The following is a 15981-nucleotide window of genomic DNA, read 5'->3' as shown; positions in this document are numbered from 1 at the left end:
TTGGGCCGTGGTGCGGGGTGGCACGCAGCAGCGGAGCAACGGCCGGCGTGAGGAACCCGCCCGGAGTCGCCGGCGAGTCCGGGATCCACACGGTCGTCACGGCTCGTTCTTCTTCGGCTGATCTACGTGGAGGGCGCGCGCGTGGCGGGTCGCGAGCTCGTCGACGGCGCGTGCCAGCGCCGGGTCTTCGCCTCGGGCGAGGCCGGCGTATTCGACGTGCACGCCGTCCGGGGTGGTGCGGGCTTTCGCCCAGAGCCGGCGGCGGGGCACGAACAGGCCGGCGAACAGGCCGAGGGTGGCGAGCACGGAGAACGCGAGCACCCAGCCGCTGCTGGGGTCGCGTTGGATCTGCAGCGACGCGAACCGCTTCACCGGCTCCTCCGCCGTGACTTCCTCCCAGGTGATGGTGCCCCACCCGTTCGGCAGATCAACAGTGGCGCCGGGGGTGAGCTCAAGGGAGTCGGCGGCGGTGTCGCCACCAGTGTGCTGGGTAAGCCCGTCGACCTCGAGCGTGTACACCGACCTCGGGGTGCCGTCGTCGATGCCGAGATCCCCGCTGAACACGTTGAGGGTGATCACCGGGTTGACCACGTCCGGGTAGACGGAGGTGAACGCGCCGGAGGGCAACACCCCCTGGGTGGGGTAGAAGAACCCGATCAGTCCGACCTGCTCAGGCAGCCCGTCCGGGACCTTGATGATTCCCAGCGAGGTCATGTTGGAGTCCTGCGGCAGGAACGGCTGCGATTCGCTGTACACGACCTCGCCTGCGGCGTCGCGGATCGTGAGGGTGGGGGCGTAGCCGTTTCCGAGCAGGTAGATCCGGTCGCCTTCGACGGTGATCGGATAGTTCACGATCACGCTCTGCGCCCGGTCGGTTTGCCCGGGCTGGCGAACGGTGACGTCGGCGGAGAAGTCGCCCGCCTGGCCTGCGCCAGGGGTGCCGGGCAGCCGGTAAGAGACCTGGAAGTCATCGAGGGTGAGCGAGTAGGGGGCAAGCCCGGTGCCGTCGACGAACCGGCCGGGGTTGAACGAGGAATAGTCGCTGAGCGCGTTCACAAACGTGGTGCCCTCCACCACCACCCGCTGCCCGGTATATGCGAACGACCCGCCGATCGCCACGGAGACCAGCACGCCGACGAGGGCGACGTGGAAGATCAGGTTGCCGGTCTCGCGCAGGTAGCCGCGCTCGGCCGACACCGACGCGGCGCCGCGAGCGTCGTAGCGCTCCACCCGGTATCCGGCCTTCCGCAGCTGCTCTGCGGCAACGTCGATCGCGTGCGCGGCCGGGTCGGTCTGCCCTCCCTCTCTCGGCAAAGTCAGTTCCCGGAACTCCGAGAGCCGCGACAGCCGCGCCGGAGTGCGCGGCGGGCGAGAACGCAGCGCCTTGTAGTGATGCTTGGCGCGCGGGATCACGCAGCCGATCAGGGAAGTGAACAGCAGCAGATAGATCGCGGAGAACCACGGCGACAGATACACGTCGAACAAGCCGACCGCATCCGCGAGGGGGAACACGTCGGGGTTGTCCCGCTCCCACTGGATGACCCCGTTGGGGTCAGCGCTGCGCTGCGGGAACAGCGACCCGGGCACCGCGGCAATCGCGAGGAACAGCAGCAGCACCAGCGCAGTGCGCATACTGGTCAGCTGCCGCCACGCCCACCGCAACCACCCCGCAACGCCCAGCGCCGGCTGGGCGATCTCGGTCGCGGCTTCGCTGTCGGCGTGGTCGCCGGGGCGCAGCGGGTCGGCCGTGACCTCGGTGCCGGTGTCAGAGCGGGAGGGGGACATTGATCACCACCTGCTGCAGCTGCGACATCAGCGCCGTCCACAGTCCGCTTACCATCAGTAGGCCGAGGACGATGAGCATGGCCCCGCCGATGATGTTCAGCGCGCGAATGTGTTTCCGCAGGAGCGCCACCGATCGGGATGCCCACCCCCACCCGGCCGCGAGGATCAGGAACGGGATGCCCAGGCCCAGCGAATACGCCAGACCGAGCAGGCCTGCGCGGGCGGGGTCGCCGAGGTTCCACGACATCGAGATGATCGCCGCGAGCGTCGGGCCAATGCACGGCGTCCAGCCGACGCCGAGCGCGAACCCGAGAAGCGGCGCACCGATCAGTCCCGCCCGACCCTGGGCGCGGGGGCGAAGGCTGCGCTGCGCGATCCCGAAAAAGCCGAGAAAAACCATCCCCAGGGCGACGATGACGACCCCGAACACCCGGGTGAGGATGCCTGCGTACTGCACCAGCAGGTATCCGAAGGTGCCCCCCAGTATCGTGACGGCGACGAAGACGACCGTGAACCCGGCGATGAATAGCGTCACGCCCAACAACAGGCGGGCGCGCTCCGCAGTGGCGGTGCGACCGCCTTTGACAGTAGGGGGTGTGGTTGTGGCGGTACTGCCAAGGTAGCCGAGGTAGCCGGGCACCAGCGGCAGCACACACGGGGACAGGAACGAGACCAGCCCGGCGAGGATCGCGATGGGGATCGCGACCCACAGGGCGCCGTCGACGATGACCGCTCCTGGGTTCATGGGCTGTCCTCGGCGAGGGTGTCGGCTACCAAGGTGGACAAGATCGAGGCGCTGGCCAACTGCCCGATAATTCGCGCAGCGACCCTTCCCTCCCGGTCGATGACCAGGGTGGTGGGGGTGGCCTGGATCGGAGTGACCTGCGCGAAGGCGAGCTTCACTTTGCCGTCGTTCACGTCGATCACGCTTGGGTAGGTGACGTTGTTGTCCCGCGCGAACGACAGCGCCGTCGCGGGCTGGTCGTAGATGTTCACCCCGAGAAACGCGACACCCTGCTCCTGGTACTCCTGCCACACCTCCTCAAGCAGAGGCGCCTCGACGATGCACGGCCCGCACGCGGCGTACCAGAAGTTCACCACCAGCACCCCGCCGCGGTAGTCATCGCTGGACACACGCTCCCCGGTCTCGGTGACCCCCTCGAACACGACCGGCTCCCCACGATCAGCTTCGGGGATCTCGACGACCCGGAAGTCGCCGGCGATATAGCCCTTCTCGTTCCCGTCCCGGTACTGCTGCGCGAGCGAATCGCTGGACACGCACCCAGCGAGCACAACGACGACGAGCAGGGCCAAGACGGCAGCGATCAGAGCACGGAGGTTCATGGCCGCTCGACCTTGGTCAGTGCGGCCACCTGGAACACAACCGACGACCCTGCCCACATCACCGGCCACCGTTCACCGCGGCCTGAATGGCGCTTTCGAGGTCATCCCATTCCTGCAGCTCGGCGATCTCACCATCCACAAAGAACGTCGGAGTGCTGCTCACCCCGAGAGCACGCCCCTCCTGGAAGTCCGACTCCACCCGCTCCGCCGTCGACGGGTCAGCCACAGCGGCATCGTAGGCAGCCATGTCCAGCCCGAGCTCCTCCGCGAAGCCGCGGAACAGGTCAGCGCGCGACTCCTGCGCCTCACCCCACTCCGCCTGAGTTTCGAACAACCGGTGGTACATCTCTTCGAACCGGCCCTGCTGCGCCGCCGCCTCGGCGGCCAGGGCCGCGTTCTTCGAGTTGAAATGGCCTGGCAGCGGGAAGTACCGGACGACGTACGTGATCTCCCCCGCGAACTGCTCCCGCAGATCCTCCACGATCGGGTAAAAAGCGCCACACGCCTCACACTCGAAGTCCAAGAATTCCACCACGGTGACGGCGCCCTCACCTCCGTCATCGAGAACATGCGAACTCTCTCGCAGGACTTCCGGCGGCGAGGATCCGTCCCCAGAGGCAGGGGTTTGACTGCGGTCGATAAGGACATAGATCAACGCGGCCACAACCAGCACGGCTACGACGGCAGCGGTGATGAGGGTCGCTTTCAGAGGGGTTTTCACGGATACTCCAAACCAAGACACGGCACAGGGACGATCCCGGGCACGCAGCCCGGGACGAAACACCACCCCACGGGGCGGCGTGCCAAATGTCAGGTTTGAGAAAGACCCAGCTGCGTCAACGACAACACGACCGGATTCGTGCGCAGGGCCGGCATAGGAAGCAGCGCAGGCCCCCGCGACACCTCAGTGAGAACGAGCGGCATCCGTCGACGCCATAGCCTCCGCAACGCCACCATGAACGTGAGGCCACACAGAACACCGAATACGCACAACGCCGCACCGGCCAGCGCGTCCGACCCCGACCAGGCGCCGCTGGCGACTTCCTCGTGCTCTACAGGGGCGTCGGCCACCGGTTCTACATGCGGGTCCATCAGCCCGGATATCACCAGCGGGATAGGCGGCGATCCTTCCGACTCCGTATGAGCAGTCGCCGTCAGACCGATCATCAGCAGCAGCGCCAAACCGACACTGGTAATGAGCCTCATTATCAACCAGCGCTCATTCAGCGTCGCGGGACGCGGAATCCGGGCCGAAGAGATCATCCCTCACAGCCTACCGTGCAGACCTAAGCCGCTCAGAGCCGCAACGTCGATGCTGGCGAACGGGCAAAGGGAGCGGGAGCCTTGACCGTTACAGTCAGCCTCGACTCGCCCGCCGGATCCGGTGCGTGGCGGAGTCCGTGATCGTCGGCGGCAGCCGCGGTGGCAATCGGCAAGTACGTCCGACCTAAGGCGAGGAGGGCCTGCATGTCGAAGCCGTGCAGGCCCCCCGCCCCGTGGCCGAGTGCATCGTCTGCCGCGAGGCTGTGCGCTACTGCTCCCTGGGGATGAGGGTGAGGCCGCTGTCGTCGACGACGAGGATGTCGCCGTTGTTGGCGATGGCGACCGCTTGCGCGGCACCGTGGACCGTTCCGACTTCGAACCAGTTCTGTGCCCCGACGGTTGTGGCCCAGATTCTCCCCTGAGTGCCGATACCGACCACTCGATTGTGATCCGGGGAGGCGCTGAGCCCGGCAAGGAGGGGAGCATCCGGCCACGCGCGGAATGTGGCGGCCCCGTCGGTGCTGATCAGCATACCTTCCGAGGTGGATGCCATCACTCGTCCCGCTGCGTCGACAGCGAGCGACATGGCGTAGACGGGTGCCCCGGTGGGCCGCCAAGAGACACCCCCGTCGGTGCTGGTGAGCGCTTGGTTGGCGTCTCATACTATACCCCCCTAGGGTATTAATCGCAACAGGACGGGTATTAACCTCGCACCCGGCGTACAGCGTTCGACCTAGAAGCGGCAATCCAGGCCGCTCTCCAAGACTGATCGAGCCGTCCGGGCCGGTACTGGTCACTCGGTCGTCACTGTAGGAGCGCTCTGCCGAGCAATGCGGGGCACCAAGCGTACGAGTACGACCATTGCGACGAGTTCCACCAGCGTCTGGGTGACGACGGCAAGCGGCGCGATGCTCAGCGAGGCGGGCAGGGCGAGCGCGAGTGGCAGCACGACAAGGGAGTTTCGTGTGGCCGCCGAGAACATCACGGCACGAGTGGAGGGATCGTCGAGCTGCGCGAATCGAGCAGCGAGGAGCCCTGCCGCGACAGCAAGTACGACGAATGCGATGTAGAGCGGCACCACTCGCAGCAGCGTGAGCGCCTGGGAGCCGACGGCGGCGATCTGCGATCCGACGACCACGGCCAGCGTCACCATCATCAGCGGGACCATCGCACCCGCCATCACCTGTTCTAACGCGCGACCGATGCGGTGGCGTCGCGCGACGGCCTGCACAATCGCTGCGGCCGCAAGAGGGAAGACGATCAGCAGCAGGAATGCCTCGACGAACGGCCCGACGTCGATCAGGGCGAGCACATCGCCCCCGGCGAACAAGAACAAGAACACCGGCAGGAGAACGATCTGGACAAGCATCAGCAGTGGCGCGGCGGCCAGCAGACGCGCGCGAGCTCCGCCGGCCAAACCGGTGAACACGATCACGTAGTCGATGCACGGCGTCAGCAGAACGAACAACACCCCCAGCAGCAGCCCCCGGTCATCCGCGACGAATCGAGATAGCCCCCACGCGAGCACAGGCACGACGATGAAGTCGGCGACCAAGACCGTCCCGAGGAAGCGGATATCTCGAAGCGCCCGCCCGACCTCGATGAGGGGGACACCGAGGAACGTCGCGAACAGCAGCAACATCAGCACCGGCTCGATGGAATGCTCCAAAGCGGGCGCGATCTGTGGCGCCGCCAGTCCGAGGGCCGTACCAACCCCGATCGCAACGACGTAGAGCGTGATCTGCCGGCGATCCCACCACTCGACGAGTGGGCCGAGCCTCACCGGTCCCCTCCGCCTGTCAGCGGGTCCGTGACACATGAGGCGCCCGGTCGCGCGAGCACACATTCTGTCCGGCAGCGATCGTCGCTGTCGGGACAAGCCGTTACCCGGTCCGCCGCCTCCACCAGCCGCTCTCGAAGCTTCATCAGAACCGCCAACCGCTCGTCGACGTCACGCAGACGCTCATCCAGCTTCGGCCGCAAGGTCTCGCGAACCTGAGTGCAACTCGCCGCCTCCACCACGTCGAGCAACTCGACGATCTCGGGCAGCGACAGGTCGAGCTGTTTCGCCCCATGCAAGAAAGTCAGCCGGTCGACGGCGCTCTCGTCATAGTCGCGGTATCCGTTCGCCGCGCGCGCGGCCACGATGAGGCCCACCGACTCGTAGAACCGAAGAGCGGTCGCCGGCACGCCGGAGCGACGGGACAGCTCAGAGATACGCACCCCCTGACACTAAACCTTCTAGTTGAGTCGAAGGTCAAAGCCAGGACCGAAATTGTGCCCCGAAACCGATCCTCCCGAAAGGGCGTTACGAGACGGCCCTATGTTTCGGGAGGTCGATTCCAGGAACACCGCCCCCATGCCGCAAACGATCAGTTTCGGTACGTGGCGGAACCTACAAACGGGAGCGGTGGGTCACACGACAGACACCAAAGCGCGCGCGTCGCGCTCCCATGCCTGGGCTGCCATCTGCACGGCGTCCCACGGGGAACCGAGCGGGGGCGTGTAGGAGAGGTCGAGGTCGTTCATCCCGGCAACCGTCATGCCGTGGTGCAGGGCGGTGGCGTAGGTGTCGACGCGCTTGGAAATCTCGGCTCCGCGGGTGCCGACGAGCTGTGCGCCCAGGAGGCGGCCGTCGCGGGCGTCTCCGGTGATGCGGATGCTGATGGGCGTGGCTCCGGGATAGTAGCGCTTGTGGTCGTCAGCGACGGCGGTGTAGCTGTGCGGGGCGTAGTCCGCGGCGGCTGCCTCGTAATTGCGGAGCCCCGTACGGGCGGCCACGACGTCGAAGACCTTGACGACCTGGGTGCCGAGGCTGCCGGCAAATCGGGCGTTGCCGCCAATGGCGTTCTCTCCGGCGACGCGGCCCTGCTTGTGGGAGGTGGTGCCGAGGGGCAGGTAGGTGACGCCGAGGAGCCGGTGGTGGGTGACCACGCCGTCTCCGGCCGCCCACACGTTCGGCAGGCCGGTGCGCATGTGCTCGTCGACGACGACCGCGCCACCGGCCCCCGTGGTTGCGCCAGCCGCGGTGAGCAGGCTGGTGTTGGGGCGCACGCCCACGACGACGAGCACGAGGTCGGCGCTGCGAGAGAAAGCGTCACCGTCGCGGATGCCGGTCACGGTGAGCCGTCCCGCGTCGCGGGTGACCGCTTCGACGCGCGTTCCGGTGAGCACGTCGACGCCGTGGCGGGAAAGTTCGTCGCGGACGAGGGAGCCCAGTTCGGGGTCGAGGGTGGAGAGCACTTCGGGGCCGCGTTGGAGCTGGGTGACGTGCAGGCCCCGGACGGTGAGGGCTTCGGCCATTTCGAGGCCGACGTAGCCGGCGCCGACGATGATCGCGGTTTCGGGTTGTTGCTTGTCGAGGTAGCGCTCCAGCGCGAAGGTGTCGCCCATCGAGTGCAGCAGGTGCACACCGTCGTCGGGGCCGAGCTGGTCGAGGCCAGTGATGCCGGCGGTGGACGGGGATGCTCCGGCGCCGACCATGAGCGCGTCGTACGCGATCGTCGATTCGGTGCCGGCGGCGTCGCGGACGGTGAGCGTGCGCCCGTCGACGTCGATGCCGGTGGCCAGGGTGTCCAGACGCAGGTTCATGCCGGTGGCTTCGAGGTCAGCGTGCGTGCGGTGCGCGAGGGACTGCCAGGGCTGCACTTCGCGGGAGAAGTAGTACGGGATGCCGCAAATGGAGAAGTTCGGGTAGGCGTCGGCCACGACGACGGTGACATCGACGGAGGGGTCGAGTTCGCGGGCGCGCAGGGCGGTGGAGATTCCGGCGTCGCTTCCGCCGATCGCTACGAGGTGCATCAGGCTCTCCTCCTACGCTGTCGCGGTGGTCAGTTCGGAAAGTAGCTGCTGCACTCGAGCTTGGACGTCGTCCCGGATTTCGCGGACGGCCACGATGTCGAGATCTGCGGGGTCGGTGAGGTCCCAATCGAGGTATCTCTTGCCGGGGTAGATCGGGCACGCATCGCCGCAGCCCATGGTGATCACGGCGTCTGCGGCACGGACGACGTCGTCGGTGAGGGGTTTGGGGAACTCTTCGTTGACGTCGATCCCCAGCTCCGCCAACGCTTCGACCACGACGGGGAGGATGCCTTGGCCGGGCTGTGATCCGGCGGAGCGGACGTGCACTCGGTCGCCGGCGAGGTGACGGGTGAGTGCGGCGGCCATCTGAGAGCGACCGGAGTTTTGTACGCACACGTAGAGCACTTCCGGGACGGGCTTGGGGATGAAGCCGCGGGACTGTGCCAGCGCGGTGAGTCGGTCGCGGGAGAACTTCTCCGCGAGTGATGGCAGGTGGGTGGAGACGGTCGCCGTGCGGGCGAGTGCGGTGTAGGACTCGAAAACGACCCGTTCGACCGTTTCCGCCCCCACCATGCCGGTGAACTGGGCAGTGAGACGTTCCGCGACACGGTGCAGCACCGAGTCCGCGGAGAGCAGCGCGTCTTGCCCTTTCTGCCAGGTCATGCGACACCACGGGCGGGAAGGAGCTCTTCGATGAGCGTTTCCACGCGCCGGCGGATCTCGTCGCGGATCGGGCGGACAGCGTCGATGCCCTGACCGGCGGGGTCATCCAGCTCCCAGTCCTCGTACCGTTTGCCGGGGAAGATCGGGCAGGCGTCACCGCAGCCCATCGTGATCACGACGTCAGATTCTTTGACAGCTTCGACGGTGAGAACCTTGGGCGTGTTCCCTGTGATGTCGATGCCCTCTTCCGCCATGGCCTCGACGGCGACCGGGTTGATCTGGTCCTTGGGGGCGGATCCGGCCGAGAGGACCTGGATGCGTCCTCGCGCGAGCTCGCGGAGGTAGCCGGCGGCCATTTGCGAACGACCGGCGTTGTGCACGCACACGAACAGGACAGTGGGGATATCAGACATGGTGGGCTCTCTTTCGCATGCTCGAAGCATAGAGGATCATCTATGTATCAGACTACAACGCCGAGTGAACGGCAAGTGACTCACCCTTTTTGAGGCGCGGTAGGAGATCGCGCACGCGAAGGTCGATGTCGTTGCGGATGGTTCTGAGTTCTGTCAGAGAGAGCCCAGCGGGGTCGGGAATGTCCCAGTCGAGGTGCGTTGCGCCGATGCGGGGCACGCAGATGTCGCCGCACCCCATCGTGACGACGATGTCGGCCGCCTCGAGGACTTCGGTGGTGAGGGGTTTGGGGAACTCACCATCGAGCGAGAGGCCGACTTCGTCGAGCACGGTGATGATGGATGAGCGCACATCGTCTGCCGGCGCAGATCCCGCTGTATGCACGCGGATGTGAGGGCCGGCGAGCCGGCGGAGGACGCTCGCTGCGATCTGCGACCGTCCGGCGTTCTGTACGCACACGAAGAGCACGGTGACGTCGGGGTCGCGATGGAGCCGGTTTTTCAGGGATGCTTCAATCCGTTCGATGGCAAAGGTGGCGGTGCGGGAGGCCAAGAGGTGGTGCGGCGTTGACTCGGAGAGACGTGTATGAGCGTCGGACACGACCTTTCGCACCTCTTCACGGGTCAGGGTGCCATGAAACCGCACGAGAAGATCACCTACCACGCGGTCCAGATCCGGCGGTGCGGAGGGTCGCTGGTCCGTCAGGGAGAGCAGCGCGGTGATCTTGTCGCGATGAGGCGGGGCGATGGCGTACCACGTGCGCCGGCCCTCGGGCTGGCGGGTCACGATCCCCTCGTCCATCAGCCGCCTCATGTGATGGCTGACGGTCGGCTGTCGCAGACCGAGGATTTGTGCGGTCTCCCCGACGAGGACTCGGCCGGTATCGGCCGTCGACATCAGTCGCAAGAGCGCCATACGGGTAGGGTCAGCGAGAACGGACGCCGTTCGGGTCGCGTCCGACACCACCGCATCCATAGATGAAAGTCTATCTTCAGGTAGGATCACAGTGTGACCTCTTCCCACGGCAGCCCTGCAGCAGGTGCGAGCGCACCGCTCGGCCGCTCGGCCGCGGAAGATCTCGCTCGGACGCTGCGGGCGGTGGCAGACCCGACGCGGTTGCAGATGTTGAGCGTCATCTTGGACTCGGAGTCTGGGCGTGCAACCGTGAAGCAGCTGACCGACGCCCTGGGGTTGCGGCAGCCGACGGTCACCCACCACGTGCGCATCCTTGTTGATGACGGTCTCCTGGCTCGTGAGCCGGAGGGGAAGTACGTGTGGCTTTCGGTGGTTCCGTCTCGGCGTAGCGCGATCGAGGATCTGCTGCGGTGAACGAGGGTGCGCGGCACCGTGTCGGGCGCCCGCTGGATGACGATGCCGCGCAGGAACGTGCCGCTCAGGCCGCAGTGCTCGGCGATCTGCTCACGTTGCGAGTGCTGAGTGCTCTGGCCGCGGGGGCTCCGGCAGACGTGCTCTCCTCGTTGCTGCATGTTCCGGCTATCGAGGTGGAGGACGCAATTGCCCGGTTGTTGGCCGTGAACATCGTTCACACTGACGAGGCGGGGGCCCATGTGTTGCCGGCGGCGTCGTGGGTGCGGTTCGGGCGTTTGTTGGTGGGTGATATGCCGGCCCTGCCCGAACCCGACTCCGCTCCGACCGTTGCCGTGTTGCCGGCGGCGATCGCGACGGTCGCGCACGATCTGTCGTACCGGTTCGCTTCCACGTTCAGCAGCGAGACGGTGTCGCAGTATGTCGTGGAGAGCTATCTGTTGCTCAGTCAGAGAGCCCGGGTGCGAAAGCATTTGCCGTCTTTGACGGCACGGTATGCCGCTGATCGTCTTGACGCTCTGGCGTCGGCGCAGGGCCTGGTGCTTCGCGGTACGCCTGAGGTGCTGTTCGTCTGTGTTCAGAATGCCGGTCGTTCGCAGATCGCGGCCGCGTATCTGCGGTATCTCGCGGGCGATCGTGTCCATGTGCGTACCGCAGGGTCGCAGCCAGCCGACGCGGTCCACCCTCGAGTCGTTGAGGCTCTGGCGGAGGTGGGTGTTCCTCTCTCTGACGAGTATCCGAAGCCGTTGACGGACGAGGTCGTGCAGGCCGCGGATTTCGTGGTCACGATGGGGTGCGGGGATGCGTGCCCGGTGTACCCCGGTCGCCGCTACATGGATTGGGATCTTGAGGATCCGCTCACCCTCGACGACGAGGGGCTGCGGGTGGTTCGTGACCAGACCCGAGGGCACGTTGAGGATCTTCTGGCCGAGATGGGGATGACGTCTCACGCGGCCAGTCGGTAGCCGATGCCGCGGTGGGTTTCGATCACCGCGTCCCTCGGGGCGCCCGTGAGCGCGGCGAACCGCGACCGGAGACCCGCGACCATGACCCGGATGGATGCTTGCCGTTGTGTTCCACCCCCGTGCGTGTGTGCGAGTTCATCGAGTGTGACGATCCGCGGGTGGGACGTCGCCAATGCCAGCAGGATGTCGAACTCCCTCGGAGTGGTCGTGATCGGTGTGCCGTAAAGCTCGACCCGGTGCCGGTCCGTGTCGACCAGCAGCGCGCCCACCGCGACCGTGCTCGGCACTTCCACGGATGCGGGGGGCAGCTGTCGCAGCGCGGACGCGAGGCGTTCCGGGGTGAGGGGAAGGTCTACGACGCCGCCCACGCCAGCGGCGATCGCGGTATCTACTGTTGCGATCCCGGTGGAGGGATGTATTCCGAACAGCACCGTTGATTTGCTGGTGGCGATCGACAGTTCCAGGACGGCGGCGATGTCTTGGCAGGCCACGTCCGAGGACACCAGCAGGATCGTGTGCGGGTCGCGGATCAACTCCGTCAGCGCACTGATGATGTCGGTTCGCCGGATCAGCGACGCACCGAAGTGGCGGAATTCGGCGACGGTTCCTCGAGCCACGTGCGGGTCGGTGGACAGTACGACGACTCGTGCCGATCCGACCACTGGGCTCGTGAGGGTGCTCATCCGAACCTGCCGCTGATGTAGTCCTCGGTGCGCTGATCCTGGGGGTGCTCGAAGATCTGTGAGGTGGGGGCGTATTCCACCAATACTCCGGTCCGGTCTCCGGTGGTTTCATCTGCGAGGGCGGTGAAGAACGCGGTGCGGTCGGCGACTCTGGCGGCTTGCTGCATGTTGTGGGTGACGATGATGATCGTGTAGTCCCGGCGCAGATCGTGCATGAGGTCTTCGATGCGCATGGTTGCGATCGGGTCCAGCGCCGAGCACGGTTCGTCCATCAGGATCACGTCCGGCTGGGTGGCGATCGTGCGGGCGATGCACAAACGCTGTTGCTGTCCGCCGGAGAGACCGAACGCGGATTGCTTCAGCTTGTCTTTGACCTCGCCCCACAGCGCTGCTTTGGTCAAAGCTTCTTCGACCAGGTCGTCCATGCTCGACACCTTCATCCCCGTGACCCTGGGGCCGTAGGCGATGTTGTCGTAGATGGATTTCGGGAACGGGTTGGGCTTTTGGAACACCATGCCGATGCGACGGCGCACTTCGATCGGGTCGACGTCTTTGGCGTAGATGTCGTCGTCTTGGAACAGCACCTGCCCTTCGACGCGGGCGCCGTCGACGAGGTCGTTCATCCGGTTCAGCGAACGCAGCAGCGTCGACTTCCCGCACCCGGAGGGGCCGATCAGCGCGGTGATTTCGTTCTTTCCGAAGCTGAGGTTGACGTCGGTGACGGCACGGAAGTTGCCGTAGAACACGTCCACGTTCTCGCAGCGGATCAGCCCGCTCGGCGTCTCGCGCAGGTTCGGTTCTGGAGACTGGGCGTGGAACTGCGGGTGAGGGGTGTCCTCGGTTGAGGTGGCGATCGGGTCGCTCATGGCTACCACCGTTTCTGGTACTTGTTGCGGATGAAGATGGCGAGGGCGTTCATCAGGAGCAGAACGCCGAGGAGGAGCACGCTGGTGGCCGCGGCAAGCTCGTGGAAGCCCTCCTGCGGGCGGCCGGTCCAGTTGAAGATCTGGATGGGGAGGGTGGTGTACCCGCTCATGAGTCCGTTCGGGTCGAACGTGATGTAGACCAGCGCGCCGAGCACCAGTAGCGGTGCCGCTTCCCCGAGTGCGCGGGAGAGGGCGAGGATGGAGCCGGTGGCGATGCTGGGTACGGACGCGGGGAGCACTTGCCGCCACACGGTCTGCCACTTCGTCGCTCCGAGCGCGAGGGACCCGTCGCGGATTTCGTTCGGTACGGACCGCAACCCTTCTCGGGTGGAGATGATGATGACCGGCAGGATCAGTAGCGAGAGCGCTAGTGCGCCGCCGATGACGATGTTCTTGTTCTGCACCTGTAGCAGGCTGAGGAATCCGAGGGCGAGCAGGCCGTAGATGATGGCGGGGACGGCGGCGAGGTTCTGCACGTTCAGTTCGATGAGCCGGTTGAACCAGCGCTTCTTGTCGGCGAACTCTTCGAGGTGGATGGCCGCGGCGATCCCCAGCGGCAGTGTCAGCACGGCGGTGGTCGCGATCACCCAGGCGGACCCGAGGATGGCGGGGCGGGCGCCCGCGGTTTCCGGGGTGGCGGAGGGGTAGTTGGTGAACAGTTGCAGGGACAGCTTTCCCCACCCGTCCATCAGGATCGTGACCAGAAGAGTCGCGAGCACGCCGAACGCGACCAACAGCGACAGCCACAGCAGGATGAGGAAGATCATCGGGCCGGGTTTCCGGTCACCGTGTGTCCCCGTCCCGAGGGGCGCGGAGGCGCGGATCTTCGTCGGGGTGCTTCGGGTGGTTGTCATCAGTAGGCCTCTCGGAAGCGGCGAACGAACCGGATGCTGATGAAGTTCATCAGCAGCGTGATGAGGAACAGCAGCAGCCCGACCGCGAACAGGGTGTTGTATTCCAGGCTTCCCACGCGGGAGTCTCCGAGAGCGGCGTTCGCGATGAATCCGGTCATCGTCTGACCTTGCTCGAGCGGGTTGGTGACGATCCGGGCCTGGCTTCCGGCGGCGATCGCGACGATCATCGTCTCTCCCACGGCGCGGGAGACGCCGAGGACGACAGCGGCGACGATGCCCGACAGGGCGGCGGGGAACACCACGCGAAGGGTGGTTTGCATCCGGTTCGCGCCGAGCGCAGCGCTGCCCTGACGGAGCGCACCGGGAACGGCGGACATGGCATCTTCGGAGATCGACGCGATTGTGGGGATGATCATGACACCCATGACGAGTCCTGCGGCGAGGACGCTGAATGCGCCGGTGGGCAGCTGCAGCCAGTCGCGGAGCACGGTGGCTTGCACGAACTGGAGGGCGAAGAACCCGTAGACGACGGTGGGGACGCCGGCGAGGATCTCCAGCATCGGCTTGAGGATTTTGCGGGTGCGGGGCTTGGCGTACTCGGCGAGCATGATGGCTGCGCCTAGCCCGAACGGCACGGCGACCAGCAGGGCGATCACGGTCGTCCATAGCGTGGCGGAGACGAGGGGGATGACTCCGAAGGACGCGTCTGCGAACCGGGGTGCCCAGCGCGTGCCGAATAGGAAGTCCAGGACGGGAACCTCGGCGAAAAACGAGAGGGAGGGGATCAGTAGGGCGATCAGGATCCCGACCGTCGTCACGATCGTGAGTACTGCGGCTAGCCGGAGAACGAGTCTGATGAGGGCTTCGCCGGGTCGGCGGCGGCCGGCGAACTGGGTGCCTGGCCGGGGGCCCGAGGAAGTAGTCCTCGAGCCCCCAGCCTTGGTGATCACAGCGGTCATGGAGTGTCTCCGCGGAGGGGGCTCGCTCAACCGAGCGAGGCGAGTTCTTCCTGCGCGGTGGTGATCTGCTCCTCGGTCAGCGGCACGAACAGGGCGAGCGAGGCGATGTCGGCGGAGTTGGCGACGTAGAAGTCGACGAACTCCTTCACCTGCGGCTTGTCGGTGTACGCGGCGTTCTTGACGTAGATGAACAGCGGGCGCCCCAGCGGCGTGTAGGTGCCGTCCTGCACGGTCTCGGTGCTCGGGTAGACGCCGTCGATGGATGCGGCGATGATCGTGCCCTCGTTCTCTTCGACGTAGCTCAGGCCGAGGAAGCCGATCGCACCCTGGTCCCCGGCGACGCCCTGGATGGTGATGTTGTCGTCCTCGGAGGGGCTGTAGTCGGTACGGATCGCGCCGGTCTCCCCGTTCACCTCTTCGGTGAAGTAGTCGAAGGTGCCCGAGTCGGTGCCGGCACCGAACAGGACCAGCGGCACGTCGGGGAAGCTCGGGTCAACGTCGGACCAGCTGTTGACGACACCCTCGGATTCCGGTGCCCAGATCTTCGCGACCTGCTCCAGGGTGAGGTCGGTTGCCCAGTCGTTTTCCGGGTTCAGGATGACCGACAGGCCGTCGTTGGCGGCGACGATCTCGGTGTACTCGACGCCGTTCGCTTCACATTCAGCGGCCTCTTCGTCCTTGATCGGACGGGACGCGTTGGAGATGTCGGTCTCGTCGGCGCAGAACGCCTTGAAGCCTCCACCGGTGCCGGAGGTGGCGACCGACACGTTGACCGACGAGTCCTCTTCGCGGAACAGGTCCGCGGCGGCCTCGGTGAGGGGGGCGACGGTCGACGAACCATCGGTGGTGACAGAGCCGCCGGCCCCGCCTCCGCTGGCCTCTCCTCCGCCAGTGCTGCCGGCGGACTGTCCGCCGCAGGCACTCAATGCCAGGGCGGCGGCGGCGAGCGTCGCAACGGCAGCGAGCTTTGCTGTGGTCTTGTTCACGGGTGCGCTTTCCTT

General features: G+C 66.2%; 19 protein-coding genes and 1 pseudogene. 2 read left to right on the top strand and 18 right to left on the bottom strand.

The genetic code is table 11. The annotated features are described in order from the left end of the window. Nucleotides 1–96 precede the first annotated feature (96 nt). From ACGG9C_RS04520 to ACGG9C_RS04460, 13 genes and pseudogenes are all read right to left on the bottom strand, one after another. Nucleotides 97–1785 carry a cytochrome c biogenesis protein ResB gene (locus ACGG9C_RS04520; protein WP_390178296.1) on the bottom strand — a complete coding sequence of 563 codons (1689 nt, stop codon included), beginning with the start codon at nucleotides 1783–1785 and terminating at the stop codon, nucleotides 97–99. Continuing rightward, nucleotides 1766–2530, bottom strand: coding sequence for a cytochrome c biogenesis CcdA family protein (locus ACGG9C_RS04515; RefSeq protein ID WP_390178295.1), 765 nt, complete (start codon nucleotides 2528–2530; stop codon nucleotides 1766–1768). The genes ACGG9C_RS04520 and ACGG9C_RS04515 overlap by 20 nt, the downstream gene beginning before the upstream one ends. Continuing rightward, on the bottom strand, nucleotides 2527–3129 hold the full coding sequence (locus tag ACGG9C_RS04510) for a TlpA family protein disulfide reductase (RefSeq protein ID WP_390178294.1): 603 nt from the start codon (nucleotides 3127–3129) through the stop codon (nucleotides 2527–2529). The genes ACGG9C_RS04515 and ACGG9C_RS04510 overlap by 4 nt, the downstream gene beginning before the upstream one ends. A 58-nt stretch (nucleotides 3130–3187) precedes the next feature. Further along, nucleotides 3188–3850 (bottom strand): DsbA family protein, encoded by a 663-nt coding sequence (locus ACGG9C_RS04505; protein ID WP_390178293.1) that lies wholly within the window; start codon nucleotides 3848–3850, stop codon nucleotides 3188–3190. Nucleotides 3851–3939: 89 nt separating this feature from the next. Then, on the bottom strand, nucleotides 3940–4392 hold the full coding sequence (locus ACGG9C_RS04500) for a hypothetical protein (protein ID WP_390178292.1): 453 nt from the start codon (nucleotides 4390–4392) through the stop codon (nucleotides 3940–3942). Between the two features lie 268 nt (nucleotides 4393–4660). Then, nucleotides 4661–4924, bottom strand: coding sequence for a hypothetical protein (locus ACGG9C_RS04495; RefSeq protein WP_390178291.1), 264 nt, complete (start codon nucleotides 4922–4924; stop codon nucleotides 4661–4663). A 261-nt stretch (nucleotides 4925–5185) separates the two neighbouring features. Beyond that, complete coding sequence (locus tag ACGG9C_RS04490) at nucleotides 5186–6211, bottom strand: arsenic resistance protein (RefSeq protein ID WP_390178290.1); 1026 nt, start codon at nucleotides 6209–6211, stop codon at nucleotides 5186–5188. Further along, nucleotides 6172–6615 (bottom strand): MerR family transcriptional regulator, encoded by a 444-nt coding sequence (locus ACGG9C_RS04485; RefSeq protein WP_390178289.1) that lies wholly within the window; start codon nucleotides 6613–6615, stop codon nucleotides 6172–6174. The genes ACGG9C_RS04490 and ACGG9C_RS04485 overlap by 40 nt, the downstream gene beginning before the upstream one ends. A 192-nt stretch (nucleotides 6616–6807) precedes the next feature. Then, complete coding sequence (locus ACGG9C_RS04480) at nucleotides 6808–8193, bottom strand: FAD-dependent oxidoreductase (protein ID WP_390178288.1); 1386 nt, start codon at nucleotides 8191–8193, stop codon at nucleotides 6808–6810. A gap of 12 nt (nucleotides 8194–8205) precedes the next feature. After that, entirely contained in the window at nucleotides 8206–8856 is a 651-nt protein-coding gene (locus tag ACGG9C_RS04475; protein ID WP_390178287.1) for an arsenate reductase ArsC, read from the bottom strand. Continuing rightward, on the bottom strand, nucleotides 8853–9269 hold the full coding sequence (locus ACGG9C_RS04470) for an arsenate reductase ArsC (protein ID WP_390178286.1): 417 nt from the start codon (nucleotides 9267–9269) through the stop codon (nucleotides 8853–8855). The genes ACGG9C_RS04475 and ACGG9C_RS04470 overlap by 4 nt, the downstream gene beginning before the upstream one ends. 52 nt (nucleotides 9270–9321) lie before the next feature. Then, complete coding sequence (locus tag ACGG9C_RS04465) at nucleotides 9322–9819, bottom strand: low molecular weight phosphatase family protein (RefSeq protein WP_390178368.1); 498 nt, start codon at nucleotides 9817–9819, stop codon at nucleotides 9322–9324. 180 nt (nucleotides 9820–9999) lie between these two features. Next, nucleotides 10000–10242 (bottom strand): annotated as a pseudogene (locus ACGG9C_RS04460) (ArsR/SmtB family transcription factor); the annotation flags it as partial. Nucleotides 10243–10275: 33 nt separating this feature from the next. Here ACGG9C_RS04460 and ACGG9C_RS04455 point away from each other — a divergent pair. Together ACGG9C_RS04455 and ACGG9C_RS04450 are read left to right on the top strand one after the other, a co-directional pair. Beyond that, a complete protein-coding gene (locus ACGG9C_RS04455; RefSeq protein ID WP_210006355.1) occupies nucleotides 10276–10596 on the top strand; it encodes a helix-turn-helix transcriptional regulator in 321 nt (106 codons plus the stop codon). Beyond that, complete coding sequence (locus tag ACGG9C_RS04450) at nucleotides 10593–11558, top strand: arsenate reductase ArsC (protein ID WP_390178285.1); 966 nt, start codon at nucleotides 10593–10595, stop codon at nucleotides 11556–11558. Before ACGG9C_RS04455 ends, ACGG9C_RS04450 begins: the two co-directional genes overlap by 4 nt. Here ACGG9C_RS04450 and ACGG9C_RS04445 read toward each other — a convergent pair. The 5 genes from ACGG9C_RS04445 to ACGG9C_RS04425 all read right to left on the bottom strand — a co-directional run bounded on the left by ACGG9C_RS04445 (nucleotide 11540) and on the right by ACGG9C_RS04425 (nucleotide 15966). Beyond that, entirely contained in the window at nucleotides 11540–12241 is a 702-nt protein-coding gene (locus ACGG9C_RS04445; protein ID WP_390178284.1) for a winged helix-turn-helix domain-containing protein, read from the bottom strand. The genes ACGG9C_RS04450 and ACGG9C_RS04445 overlap by 19 nt on opposite strands. After that, nucleotides 12238–13032 carry a phosphate ABC transporter ATP-binding protein PstB gene (gene pstB, locus ACGG9C_RS04440; RefSeq protein ID WP_390178367.1) on the bottom strand — a complete coding sequence of 265 codons (795 nt, stop codon included), beginning with the start codon at nucleotides 13030–13032 and terminating at the stop codon, nucleotides 12238–12240. Before pstB ends, ACGG9C_RS04445 begins: the two co-directional genes overlap by 4 nt. Before the next feature lie 77 nt (nucleotides 13033–13109). Further along, nucleotides 13110–14021: a phosphate ABC transporter permease PstA gene (gene pstA, locus ACGG9C_RS04435; RefSeq protein WP_363360850.1), complete on the bottom strand. Its 912-nt coding sequence runs from the start codon at nucleotides 14019–14021 to the stop codon at nucleotides 13110–13112. Continuing rightward, on the bottom strand, nucleotides 14021–14980 hold the full coding sequence (gene pstC / locus ACGG9C_RS04430) for a phosphate ABC transporter permease subunit PstC (protein WP_292858938.1): 960 nt from the start codon (nucleotides 14978–14980) through the stop codon (nucleotides 14021–14023). Before pstC ends, pstA begins: the two co-directional genes overlap by 1 nt. A 26-nt stretch (nucleotides 14981–15006) precedes the next feature. Then, the gene (locus tag ACGG9C_RS04425) at nucleotides 15007–15966 is read right to left on the bottom strand and encodes a PstS family phosphate ABC transporter substrate-binding protein (protein WP_292858935.1); all 960 of its coding nucleotides are present in this window, start codon (nucleotides 15964–15966) and stop codon (nucleotides 15007–15009) included. Nucleotides 15967–15981 lie beyond the last annotated feature (15 nt).

Source organism: Microbacterium sp. MTN4-26 (assembly GCF_042846595.1).
Classification (GTDB): Bacteria; Actinomycetota; Actinomycetes; order Actinomycetales; family Microbacteriaceae; genus Microbacterium; species Microbacterium luteum.
Note: the sequence above shows the minus strand (reverse complement) of the source record. Positions and strands in the feature narration are given on the sequence as shown.

Bases quoted from the DNA above. Each gene is read 5' to 3' on its own strand.
- pstA (WP_363360850.1), bottom strand. From the start codon at position 14,021: ATGACAACCACCCGAAGCACCCCGACGAAGATCCGCGCCTCCGCGCCC.
- ACGG9C_RS04490 (WP_390178290.1), bottom strand. From the start codon at position 6,211: ATGTGTCACGGACCCGCTGACAGGCGGAGGGGACCGGTGAGGCTCGGC.
- ACGG9C_RS04520 (WP_390178296.1), bottom strand. From the start codon at position 1,785: ATGTCCCCCTCCCGCTCTGACACCGGCACCGAGGTCACGGCCGACCCG.
- ACGG9C_RS04515 (WP_390178295.1), bottom strand. From the start codon at position 2,530: ATGAACCCAGGAGCGGTCATCGTCGACGGCGCCCTGTGGGTCGCGATC.
- ACGG9C_RS04470 (WP_390178286.1), bottom strand. From the start codon at position 9,269: ATGTCTGATATCCCCACTGTCCTGTTCGTGTGCGTGCACAACGCCGGT.
- ACGG9C_RS04480 (WP_390178288.1), bottom strand. From the start codon at position 8,193: ATGCACCTCGTAGCGATCGGCGGAAGCGACGCCGGAATCTCCACCGCC.
- ACGG9C_RS04445 (WP_390178284.1), bottom strand. From the start codon at position 12,241: ATGAGCACCCTCACGAGCCCAGTGGTCGGATCGGCACGAGTCGTCGTA.
- ACGG9C_RS04495 (WP_390178291.1), bottom strand. From the start codon at position 4,924: ATGCTGATCAGCACCGACGGGGCCGCCACATTCCGCGCGTGGCCGGAT.
- ACGG9C_RS04475 (WP_390178287.1), bottom strand. From the start codon at position 8,856: ATGACCTGGCAGAAAGGGCAAGACGCGCTGCTCTCCGCGGACTCGGTG.
- ACGG9C_RS04510 (WP_390178294.1), bottom strand. From the start codon at position 3,129: ATGAACCTCCGTGCTCTGATCGCTGCCGTCTTGGCCCTGCTCGTCGTC.
- ACGG9C_RS04500 (WP_390178292.1), bottom strand. From the start codon at position 4,392: ATGATCTCTTCGGCCCGGATTCCGCGTCCCGCGACGCTGAATGAGCGC.
- pstC (WP_292858938.1), bottom strand. From the start codon at position 14,980: ATGACCGCTGTGATCACCAAGGCTGGGGGCTCGAGGACTACTTCCTCG.